The organism is endosymbiont of Galathealinum brachiosum, assembly GCA_003349885.1.
Lineage (GTDB): Bacteria > Pseudomonadota > Gammaproteobacteria > SZUA-229 > SZUA-229 > SZUA-229.
Map to the genome: position 1 here is coordinate 271,334 of QFXC01000013.1, position 12,523 is coordinate 283,856.

8 protein-coding genes are annotated in these 12,523 nt (G+C 38.9%); 7 read left to right on the forward strand and 1 reads right to left on the reverse strand.

Annotated features, from left to right (window positions below; translation table 11 throughout):
• Nucleotides 1-108: 108 nt before the first annotated feature.
• Nucleotides 109-1,779 (reverse strand): glucose-6-phosphate isomerase, encoded by a 1,671-nt coding sequence (locus tag DIZ80_14030; protein RDH81220.1) that lies wholly within the window; start codon nt 1,777-1,779, stop codon nt 109-111.
• A 150-nt stretch (nt 1,780-1,929) separates the two neighbouring features.
• Between DIZ80_14030 and DIZ80_14035 the strand changes: the two genes are divergently transcribed.
• The 7 genes from DIZ80_14035 (at nt 1,930) to DIZ80_14065 (ending at nt 12,427) form a co-directional block, all read left to right on the forward strand.
• Nucleotides 1,930-4,743 (forward strand): phosphoenolpyruvate carboxylase, encoded by a 2,814-nt coding sequence (locus tag DIZ80_14035; GenBank protein ID RDH81221.1) that lies wholly within the window; start codon nt 1,930-1,932, stop codon nt 4,741-4,743.
• A gap of 159 nt (nt 4,744-4,902) precedes the next feature.
• Nucleotides 4,903-6,303, forward strand: coding sequence for a hypothetical protein (locus DIZ80_14040; protein RDH81222.1), 1,401 nt, complete (start codon nt 4,903-4,905; stop codon nt 6,301-6,303).
• Nucleotides 6,303-6,758 carry a hypothetical protein gene (locus DIZ80_14045; protein ID RDH81223.1) on the forward strand — a complete coding sequence of 152 codons (456 nt, stop codon included), beginning with the start codon at nt 6,303-6,305 and terminating at the stop codon, nt 6,756-6,758. The genes DIZ80_14040 and DIZ80_14045 overlap by 1 nt, the downstream gene beginning before the upstream one ends.
• Before the next feature lie 12 nt (nt 6,759-6,770).
• On the forward strand, nt 6,771-8,042 hold the full coding sequence (locus DIZ80_14050) for a hypothetical protein (protein ID RDH81224.1): 1,272 nt from the start codon (nt 6,771-6,773) through the stop codon (nt 8,040-8,042).
• Nucleotides 8,043-8,046: 4 nt separating this feature from the next.
• Nucleotides 8,047-8,706 (forward strand): hypothetical protein, encoded by a 660-nt coding sequence (locus DIZ80_14055; GenBank protein ID RDH81225.1) that lies wholly within the window; start codon nt 8,047-8,049, stop codon nt 8,704-8,706.
• 10 nt (nt 8,707-8,716) lie between these two features.
• On the forward strand, nt 8,717-11,431 hold the full coding sequence (locus DIZ80_14060) for a hybrid sensor histidine kinase/response regulator (protein RDH81226.1): 2,715 nt from the start codon (nt 8,717-8,719) through the stop codon (nt 11,429-11,431).
• A gap of 9 nt (nt 11,432-11,440) precedes the next feature.
• A complete protein-coding gene (locus tag DIZ80_14065; protein RDH81227.1) occupies nt 11,441-12,427 on the forward strand; it encodes a chemotaxis response regulator protein-glutamate methylesterase in 987 nt (328 codons plus the stop codon).
• Nucleotides 12,428-12,523 lie beyond the last annotated feature (96 nt).

Consider the following 12,523-nt stretch of genomic DNA (forward strand, 5'->3'; position numbering starts at 1 on the left):
GGATCTACCCCTTTTTCAATCAAAACACTTCACCAAACAAGATCATTATTTATCATTCAGGATAACAACATTGCATTTGACCAAAGGCTTACGACTACTGACTATGCTTTAATCATGTTTCTTTCCAAATTCATCATCAAAGTAAACTTTTTTTCGATAATTAACCAGTCCATTCGTGGATGAGTCGTGCTTACTAACATCACCGGGCTGCGCTAAATCCTGCTGAATTTCACCCGCCAGCACCTTGCCATATTCCACACCCCATTGATCAAATGAATTTATGTTCCAGACAATGCCCTGCACAAAAATTTTATGCTCATACATCGCCATAATCGAACCCAGTGTTTTAGGATCTAACCTTTCAAAAATAATGGTATTCGTGGGTTTATTCCCTTCAAAAACTTTATGCTCTATCGCATCATCAATCTCATCAGGAGAAATACCTGCCGCCTGCATCTCCTCCAGAGCTTCAGTGTATTTTTTACCCAGCATTAATGCTTTAGTTTGCGCCAGACAATTAGAAAACAACACCCTATGATGCAACCCTAAAGGGTTTTGACTAAGTGCAGGAATTAAGAAATCGGCAGGCACCGGCTTGGTACCCTGATGCAATAACTGAAAGAAAGCATGCTGGCCATTCGTGCCCGATTGCCCCCAGATTATCGGGCCCGTTAAATAATTTACCCGTTGATTTTCACGATCTATAGTTTTGCCATTACTTTCCATATCCAGCTGCTGAAGATAAGCAGGTAAACGCTCCAGATACTGACTATAAGGCATAATTGCATGACTCTGCGCATCAAAAAAATTGTTATACCAGATACCTAACATTGCCAGTATTACCGGCATATTTTGATCTAACGGTGCTGTTTCAAAGTGCTGATCCATTTCATGTGCACCCTGTAACATAGCTTCAAAATGATCCATACCAATATAAAGAGCTATAGGTAAGCCTATAGCCGACCAGAGAGAGTAACGCCCACCAACCCAGTCCCAGAATTCAAATACATTTTCACTATCAATACCAAATTTTGTCGTCGCTTCTAAATTCGTACTCACCGCGACAAAGTGTTTAGCTATTGCGGTTTCATTACCCACCATATCCACAAACCAACGTCTGGCACTATGGGCATTCAGCATGGTTTCCTGTGTAGTGAATGATTTAGACGATATAACAAACAACGTGGTTTCAGGCTCGACCAGTTTCAGTGTTTCTACCAGATGAGTAGCATCTGCATTTGATACAAAATGCACTTTTAAATCTCGCTGCGCGAAAGGTTTCATTGCTTCACATACAACATGTGGACCTAAATCAGAGCCTCCTATACCTATGTTTACAATACTTCTAATTCTTCGACCGTTATAACCTCGTAACTGCCCGCTTCTTACCCGCTCGGAAAAATCACGCATTTTTGCCAAAACAGCATTAATTTTCGGCATAACATCTTTGCCATCTACCATCACTGGTTTATTAGAGCGATTTCTCAATGCAATGTGCAAAGCCGGTCGAAATTCAGTGCAATTCATATTTTCACCGGCAAACATATGAGTACGACTCTGTTCAACCTGCGAAAAACTCGCCAGATCCATCAATAACTTAAAAGTCTCATCCGTAATGCGATTTTTAGAAAAATCCAGCAAAATATCATTCAAACCCACTGAAAACTGCTTAAATCGCTCAGGGTTTTCATCAAATAGATCACGCATATGTACGTGAGACATGCTGTTAAAGTGTTTTTTTAATGCTTTCCATTCAGCTGAATCGGTTAATTCGCTCATTTTCACCCTAAGTCTTTTTTAATATTGTTCAGTATGCTTGCAAGAGTATGATTATTAATCAATTTTATCAATGCCTTAATCATTTTAGCCCCCCTTTGAGCTTTCATGTATAATATCGCGCCTTGAATCAACTTCGTTAAGAAAATACTTATGGTAAGCACTGCTAAAAAGTCGACCCTTCCTAATGACAAAAAACTCCGCGCCCGGGTAAAGCTATTTGGCAACCTGCTGGGTAATGTTATTAAAAATCTCGCTGGCGCCCATGTATATGAGGCTGTTGAGAAATTACGTAAGGGTTACATTAGTTTACGCAAAGAAGATAATCCGAAAAAACGTGCCCAGTTAATGGCGTTTATCGAAACACTCGATGCTGACACTTTGACTCAGGTTGTGCGTGCTTTTAGCATTTACTTCAGCCTGATCAATATTGCCGAAGAAGACTATCAACATCTACAACGTCGTGAACAGGTATTTAACGGTAAATCACTCTGGACTGGCTCATTTGATAATACACTGGAGCAGTTTCGTTTAGATGGCATAGATGCATCCCAGCTTCAGGATTTACTGGATGAGCTTGCTTATGTCCCGGTATTCACTGCACACCCAACAGAATCCAAGCGTCGCAGTGTAATGAATGCATTACGCCGCATCTTCCTGTTAAACGACAAACTCAACGACACACGTATCGGCAAACTTCAGCGTGCGGAATTAACCGAAGAGCTGGAAACTGAAATTCAGCAATTGTGGCGCACCAATGAAGTACGCGAACACAAACCTCAGGTACGTGATGAAATTAAAAACGGTATGTATTACTTCCGTACTAGTCTGTTTAATGCAGTGCCACATATTTATCGTAATTTAGAGCGCAAGATTAGAAAGCATTACCCCAATGACAGCATCACCGTGCCTAGCTTTTTGCGCTTTGGCTCCTGGATTGGTGGTGACCGAGACGGTAACCCATTTGTAAAACCAGATACCACAGCAATGGCTCTGCGTATGCAAACTCAGGTTATTTTGCAGGAGTACATATACCGTGTAGTTGAGGTTAATAAGCAGTTAACTCACTCAATTGACTTATGTACTCCAACAAAGTCATTTATGGACAGCCTTGAGACGGATGAGAATATTCGCTTTGAAGTATATGCCGCATCACCAAATGCATTTAGTAATGCGCCTTATCGTCGCAAGCTGTCATTTATGCATTATCGACTACAGCAAAATCTGGCGCAGGTGAATGCACGCCTGGCGGGTGAAAGCGCTGAAGGTTTTGATCAGGCATACCCTTCTGAAAAAGAATTCATTGCTGATTTACAGCTTATTCGCAGTTCATTAATCAGCCATGGTGATGAAAACATTGCTAATGGTGATTTAAAAGACTGTATTCGTGTTGCAGAAACCTTTGGTTTCTTCCTGCTTAAACTCGATATTCGTCAGGAGTCAACTCGTCACTCTGACGCGGTTGCAGACATTATTAAACAGATTTCAGGTGCACCAGACTATAACGATCTGGATGAAGAACAACGTCAGAAATTACTGTCTGAGTATCTGAAAAAACCACCAGAACTGTCTATAGATAAAAAGCAGCTAGACGAACTTAACATCGAAACACTCAATGTATTTGAATTAATTGCCAATATGCGCAGTGAGATTTCACCCAATGCATTTGGTGAATATGTTATCTCCATGACCCATGCAGCAAGCCATGTACTTGAAGTAATGTGGCTGGCAACTATAGCAGGTTTAACCGGTAAAGATGAAAATGGAGAGACGTTCTGTCAGGTTAAAATTTCTCCTTTATTTGAAACCATTGAAGATTTAGAGCATATCGAAGAAGTATTAAAAGCACTGTTCGAAAATCCGATTTATAAAGACCTGCTCAAATCATCAGGTAACCTGCAGGAAGTCATGCTGGGTTATTCTGATTCCTGTAAAGATGGCGGTATTATGGCGTCATCATGGAATCTGTATGATGCACAACAAAAAGTAATCAAACTGACTGATGCCTTTGAAATTGATTGTCGCCTGTTCCATGGCCGTGGCGGCACCATCGGTCGCGGCGGCGGCCCTACTCACGATGCTATTTTGTCTCAACCTGAAGGCACGGTTCACGGACAAATTAAATTCACCGAGCAGGGTGAAGTGCTGTCTTATAAATACAGCAACCAGGAAACAGCTATTTATGAGCTGACTATGGGTGTATCTGGTTTAATGAAAGCCAGTAAATCAGTTGTAACCGAAAAAGCCAAACCAGCTAAGAGTCAATTCCTGCAAACTATGCAGGCATTAACAAAAGACGGTGAGGATACATATAGAGATTTAACCGATCGCACGGAAGGTTTCCTGGATTATTTCTATGAAACGACTCCGGTGACTGAAATAGGCCTGATGAATATTGGTTCTCGCCCATCTCACCGTAAAGCGAATCGCTCCAAAGCCTCTATTCGTGCTATCCCCTGGGTATTTGGCTGGGCTCAGTCCCGAACCACACTGCCTGCCTGGTATGGAATTGGCACCGCTTTAGCTAATTTCATCGATGGTAAAGAAGAAAACGTTAAATTATTACAGGATATGAATGCCAACTGGCCTTATTTCAAAGCCATGCTTAATAATACGCAAATGGCATTATTGAAGGCCGATATGTCAACGGCTAAAGAATATTCTGAATTATGTGAAGATAAAGATGTTGAACAACGGGTATCGACAAAAATTTTCGACGAGTACAAACGTACTGTTGATAATATTCTGGCGATCACCTGTAATGAACAGTTATTATCTGATAGTCCGACTTTATCGCTTTCTTTACAACGTCGAGACCCTTACCTGGATCCATTAAGCCACATTCAAATTCTGATGTTAACCCGATACAGGGATGAGCAGGCAACTGAGAATGAGCAGGATACGTGGATTAATCCTCTGTTACGGACAATAAGCGCTGTTGCAGCCGGGATGCGTAATACCGGGTAAAGATAATCATAAGACAGAAGCCTCAAGTAAAAAACGGTCTCCCTCTACGGAAGGCCGTTTTTTTTGCTTTCCTAAAAAGATCTGCTATATACATACAGTAGAATCAAATACTTACAATAACTAAGTAAACCAGTTTTTAGGGAATCACGCAAAAAGACCATGAAGAAGCTAATAAGAGCATTTAATGCTTACTCAATTAAAAAACGCCTAATTATACTATTTACCCTGCCGCAGATTTTTCTCGGACTATCATTTCTCTATTTACTCGAACAGCACCGATCTCTGGAGCTAACCGGCATATTTATCTTAATTGTAATGGGCACCATTCTCGCGCTTTATTACATCATCCAAAAGAGCATTATCAAACCTATAATGAATTCAATTGAGGGGGGACTTGAGTCGATTTCCTCTACCCTTGATGGCTTTATGGTCGCACGTGCAGAGCCTCCAAGTTTAAAATTAACCCATGATCGATCTGAAATTACTCAAGTTGTTCATAGCTTTTTTTACCTGGCTTCCGAAATGGATGATATTGCTGAGCGAGAAAAAGAAATCAATTCTGATCTCGAAGGTAAAGCTGAATTTGTACTTGATGTTGTTTCAATGGCCGCTCAGGGTGACCTAACCTCAGACATGATGGTTTTTTCATCAGATGACTCTATCGCTCAGGTTGCCTCTGGCGTTAAAACCATGCTTGAAAATTTAAACAATCTGGTCAAGCAGGTACAAATATCAGGTATTCAGGTAACATCTTCAGCAACACAAATATCAGCCAATGCAAAAGAGCACGAAGCGACCGTTGCTGAACAGGCTGCTAGCACCAATCAGATTATGTCTACCATCACGGAAATTTCAGCGACAGGTAAAGAGCTTTTAACCACGATGGGAGAAGTTAAAAAAGTCGTACAAAACACATCTGAATCGGCCACAGATGGTCATAATTCTCTGGTTTCTATGGAAAACACCATGAGCCAGATGCAATCAGCTACTGACAGTATTTCCTCTAAGTTAGCTGTCTTAAGTGAAAAAGCAGATAACATTAACACCGTCGTTACAACCATTAATCGGGTTGCCGATCAGACGAACCTACTCTCACTTAACGCAGCGATAGAAGCTGAGAAAGCCGGTGAATATGGTCGTGGTTTCTCGGTTGTAGCGACTGAAATTCGTCGGCTTGCAGATCAAACCGCTGTAGCTACCTGGGATATTGAGCAAATGGTAAAAGAAATGTTATCTGCTGTGTCTGCAGGTGTGATGAGTATGGATAAGTTCTCCGAAGAAGTAAGCCGCGGTGTATCAGATGTAGCCACAGTTGGCGCACAACTCACACATATTATTGAACAGGTACAGGCATTATTACCTCGCTTTGAAACAGTTAGTGAAGGCACACGTTTACAGGCAGAAGGTGCAGACCAGATTAAGGAAAGCATGATTCAGTTAAATGAAATGGCACAACAAACAGCCGAAACCTTAAAGCAGTCAGGCGTCTCAGTTGAGCAATTAAAAGATGCTGCTCGTGGATTACAACAAGGGGTATCAACCTTTAAAGTGACCGATTAATGTTAATATTAGGACTCAATGTTGGTAATGAACGATATGGCGTTGAAGCGACTCGCGTCATTGAAATAGTACCTCTAATTGAACTTAAAAAAGTACCATTAACCGACAATGCAATTAAAGGTTTATTTAATTACCGCGGCACCCCTACTCCCGTTATAGATCTGTGCCAGCTTTTCGAAAGCCGCAACTGCAGCAACAACCTGAGCACACGCATTGTCATTATTGAATATAAAGCCCTCTCCGGTGTATCACGACCTATTGGTCTGGTTGCCGAAATGGTTACTGATGTAATGCAATGTGAAATCGACGAAATGTCTAACACAGGAATTCATTCAAAACAGAATGATTTTCTTGGTCTGGTTTATAAATACAATAACGATATGATTCAACTTATCGACACACATAATGTATTACCAGAATCAATTAGCAACCAACTTTCAAGTCATTTCAGTTAAGGACATCTGATAATGCATTCGCCAATTAATAAGATAAAATTAATCGTAAAAGAAAAAATTGGACTGGATAGCAACACCATTGGGGATTCAACGCTTGAAAAAATAATCACGCAACGTATGCACCAATGTGGTATTGATGATTTTGAAATTTATTGTTCTCTTGTAAAAAACAGTAGAGAAGAGTTAAGTGAATTACTCGAAGTTGCTGTAATACCTGAAACCTGGTTTTTTAGAGACATAAAGCCTTTTGAAATAATTTATAAAACAATCAAAAAACATCTCAACGAAAACAGCTCATCAATATTAAAAATATTAAGCATACCTAGCTCTACCGGTGAAGAACCTTATTCTCTTGCTATGTATCTGATTGATAAAGGCATAGATGAATCACGGTTCACCATAGACGCTGTTGATATTAGTACACGCGCACTTCAATGTGCCGAACAGGGTTTATATGGTAACAACTCCTTCCGAGGAAAACACTACCACGCATACCAGAACAAACACTTCATAAAAGAAGATGATTTCTATAAAATAAAAACAGCTATAAGTAAAAAAGTTAAATTTTATCAATTAAATATTTTGCAGGGAGACCCTGCACTTAAGAACAAATTTGATGTTATATTATGTCGAAATCTACTTATTTACTTTGACATTCCAACCAAATTAACTGCGTTTAATAACCTGTCGAAATTCCTTAAAGATGACGGCTATTTATTTATAGGGCACTCTGAATTCGGTTCTGTTCCCGATGATATATTTCAAAACACGGGATTTGAACAGGCATTTGCGCTAATTAAACACAGCCATCCTGATTTCAAAGAAAAAAAACCTGTCAGTCATGCGAGCGCAACACCTGCAGAAACTGTAAAACCAAAAATAAAAGAACAGGCTTTTAAACAGAAAGTACCTTTTGAATCTCTTATCCATAAAACAGCCGATACAGATACTCAAAACAAAAATAAAAATGAACACCTTTCTCTTATCAAAGTACGTGAACTGGCCAATTCGGCAGAGTATAAAGAGGCCGAGTCATTATGCCACCAATATATTGATCATCAAGGTGAAAATGCTGAATCATTATTTCTCCTGGGGTTAATTGCAAATAGTCAGAACAAGTCAAAAATCGCTGAATCACTATTTCGAAAGTGCCTTTTTCTTGAACCCAGGCATTATGAATCACTCGCTCATCTATCATTATTATTGCAGAAGAATGGCGATTTAAAGAGCGCTGATCTTTTCAAAAAAAGAGCTGATAGAGCTCTTATGACTAATCAAGATTAAATTTATGGCTACTTTAAATATAAACGACTGTTGGAATAAAATTGGTGTCTGGGGTGACCAGTCACCTCGTTGCGAACGTCTTAAAGACTTAACACATTGTCATAACTGTGAAATTTATAGTCAGGCTGGTAGCCTCCTGTTAAGTCGACCGGCCGAGGAAAGCTACCTATCCGAATGGAAAAACAATCTCAATCAACAGCGTCAAAATAAAAATATAAATCTTAAGTCAGCTCTGGTTTTTCGTATGGGCGATGAATGGTTTGCTTTAGCATCAAAATTTGTAAAAGAAATTACCCATTGCGACAAACACCACTCGCTACCCCATAGGAAAAACCAGGTACTACGGGGGCTAGTTAATGTTCATGGAGAATTATTATTGAATGTATCTTTAGGTTATTTATTCAAAATAAGTAAAAGTGAAAACCAAAGTAAATATACTCATGAGCGTTATATCGTAATTGATGACAACGAAGAATTATTTGCTTTCCCGGTAACCGAAGCAAGAGAAATAATTCATTATAACATGCAAGATGTGCAGGCCACTCCGTCCACAATAAACAAAGATACTTCCTGTTTTATCAACGGCATTATTCGTCATAAAGACACAGATGTTGGCATCTTAAACAGTGATCTGGTTTTCTCAGCATTACACAAGAACATATAATCTATTAACAATGACAGATAAAAGCAACATAAACGAATCCATGCTCGACCTTTTCAAGGCCGAAATAGACACGCAATCAGAAAAGCTATATTCATTTATTAATCAGATTGAATCAACTGATGATCTCAGCGCAACATATGAATCTTTAATAAATTCAACACGCGCCATTAAAGGCGCAGCAAAACTGGTACATGTGGATATTATTATGCCCGTGATCGAGTTACAGGAAAGCGTGTTTTCCCACTATCAGAGCATTGACATAAAAGCAGACAAATTAAGTAGCGACATTTTCAAAAGTACAATTGACTTATTCATCCAGATTGCATCATTACCCGCAAATAAGTTAAGCACACCCGAAAGTAAAACAGAAACCAGCATCAATTCATGCCTGGATCAGCTCAATATTTTACTTAGTACAAAAAACACAGATAAAGCAGCTGACGACAAAAACAATGAAAATCAAAAAGCAGTAGAAGATACTCAATTTTATTCTACGGCTGAAAACATTGATCCTGAAATGTTTCAACTATTTTGTACTGAACTACAAAATAGTGTGGATACTATAAATAGTAACTTACTTGAGATTGACAATAAGAATCAGGACAACGGCCTGCTAGAGGCCATGATGCGTGCAGCACATTCAATAAAAGGCGCTGCGAGAATGATAGGAATAGAAGGTGTTGTTAAACTCGCTCATTCAATGGAAGATGTATTTGTTGCCGCACAGAACAGAAAAATCGAATTACAAACAGATAGTATTGATCAAATTTTCAGCTGCAATGACCTGTTGATACAAATTGAGTTTTTAGATGAAACAGAAGTTGCTCAATGGACTCAGGACAACACTCATTATATAAATCAGTTCATACAATTATTAACTCAAATACATAATGGACAGACGATTATACCTGTCAAATTAGAACAGGATAGCCTGACACCTACAAACGATGACATATCTTCAGGAGCCAGTACCCAAACAAATGACAATATGGTTAGAGTTAGCACAAGCCGCATAAATAAACTTGTTGGTCTTGCCGGGGAACTTACTGTTTCATCTAACTGGATACGTCAGTACTCTGATTCCATGCTTGTCTTAAAACGCAAACACAATGATATCCTGGATCAGATAGATCGCCTGCGCAGCGTGATTGAAGACAATAATCACTCTGAACACGAACATAAACTAATCACCGGTATTCAACATAAAGCTGAAGATTATCGTGATGAGATTACATCCAGATTAATGAGTCTGGATAATTTTGACCGTAGATCTTCAAGTATTAATTCACAGATCAATCATGAAATTATTGCTAGCCGAATGAGGCCCTTTAGTGACAGCACTCAGGGTTTTAAACGCATGGTACGCGATATATCAGGCTCATTGAATAAAATCGTACAACTACATATTGAAGGTGAAGACACGCCGGTTGATAGAGATATTCTTGAAAAACTCGATGCACCACTTAACCATATGATTCGAAATGCAATAGATCATGGGATAGAAACACCTGACGAGAGATTATTAAAAGGGAAACCGGAATCAGGCACTATTACGGTTAGTGCCAGCCATCAATCAGGTCGGTTACGTATTCAGGTTAAAGATGATGGCAAAGGCGTTGATATAGAAGATTTAAGAGACAAAATTTTAGACAAAAAACTGGTTAATGCCAACATGGCTGAAAATCTGTCTAAAACAGAATTACTGGATTTTCTATTTTTACCCTCTTTTTCAACACGCAGTGAAGTAACAGAACTATCAGGGAGAGGCGTTGGTCTTGATATAGTACATAGCGCACTACAGGAAGTACGTGGGAAATTACATGCTGATACTGAAATTGATCAGGGCATGGAAATTAATATGGAGCTACCTTTAACGCTTTCTGTAATAAGAAGTTTAATGGTAAGCATAAGTGAAGAACTCTATGCATTTCCACTGGCTAAAATTCAAAGCCTCGTTACTATAAAAAAACAGGATATTTCTATATTTGAAGACAAGCAATATATATCCATTGATAATAAACATATAGGTTTAATACATTGTGCACAAATACTCGGTATAAATCACTCTTCTCTTGAGGGTGATGACATTCCAGTCATTATAATTGGCGACTGGAATATGAGTTATGGCCTGGTTGTTGATAAATTAATAGGAGAAAGGGGTTTAGCCCTTCGAACATTAAATAAAAAACTAGGTAAAATTAAAGACATTAGTTCCGCTGCAATCACTGATGATGGAGAGCCTGTTTTAGTCTTTGATATAGATGATTTGAAACAAAGTATCCATGACATTATTAGTGGCAAAGATTTATATAAAGTAGGTTCAAGCAATACTCTCGACACAAGCCAACAAAAACGAGTACTCGTTGTTGATGACTCTCTCACTGTCCGTGAAATCGAGAAGAAATTACTCGAATCAAGAGGTTATCTCGTTGACATTGCCATTGACGGTGTCGATGGCTGGAATACGGTACGCAATGCTGACTATGATCTGGTAATTTCTGATATAGATATGCCCCGTATGAACGGCATCGAATTTATAACGATGATAAAAAATGATGCTGCTTTGCGCAGTATACCTGTAATGATGGTTTCATATAAAGATCGACCAGAAGACAAACAGAAAGGTCTGGAAGCTGGCGCAGACTATTACCTTACTAAAGGTAGTTTTCATGACGATACTTTACTTGACGCTGTTATAGACCTGATTGGCGAAGCCAAAGGTTAACGACTTATTATGCGAATCGCCATTGTTCATAATAGTGAAGATATTATTCGACTATTCACTTACCTAATTGCAGACCTTGGCTTCAATATTTGCTGGACATGCAATACTGCAAAAGAGGCCATTAAAAACGCTGCGAATGACTGTCCCGACCTGCTTCTTGTTCAACTCGATTTAACAGACATGAAAGGCAGTGAGCTTATCCAAAAAATAATGGAAAGCTCACCTACTACAATTATTGCTATAAACAATTCGGTTAAACAAAAACCGGGAGACATATTTGATGCAATGTCAGCAGGTGCACTGGATGCTTTTTCTGAACCATCAACCGAAAATACTGATTCTATACATGAGCTGAAAAATAAAATATTAAATATTAGTAAACTCCATGATAGCCTGAAAAAAATTGAAAAAGAAAAACAGGCCTCTTCAATTAAAAATACACCTCTGGTTGCCATTGGTTCTTCAACAGGTGGGCCGGCCGCATTACTAACAATTCTTAAACAACTACCTGAAAAAACAAATGCTATCTGGGTGATCATTCAACATATGGATAACCAGTTTAGCCAGGGTATGGCAAAGTGGCTTAATGAGCAAACAAGTATAAATATAGAGATTGCTAAGGATAATCAGGTTCCAAAAATTGGGCATGTTTATATGGCCGGAACAAACGATCACCTTATAATTAATAAAACAGGTCGATTTGAGTACACAGAAGACCCGCTTGACTACCCTTACCGTCCCTCTGTTGATGAGTTTTTTAAAAGTGCTGTTAGTCACTGGCCAAATAAATTAATTGGTGTTTTACTGACCGGAATGGGACGAGACGGTGCAAATGGTCTATTATCATTTTATAACCGTGGTATGCATACTATTGCTCAGGATCAGAATAGCTGCGCAGTATATGGTATGCCCAAGGCTGCTTGTGAGCTTAAAGCTGTAACAATTGAACTCGATATTAACGACATAGCAAAAAACATAATGGAAAACTTAATCTAGGGCCTGTTTAAATATCAATGACACCCCTTGTCTACAATATAATGGACAACGTAGATCTCAACTTTAAGTTTACTTTATTAACTAAAGGGAAAACGA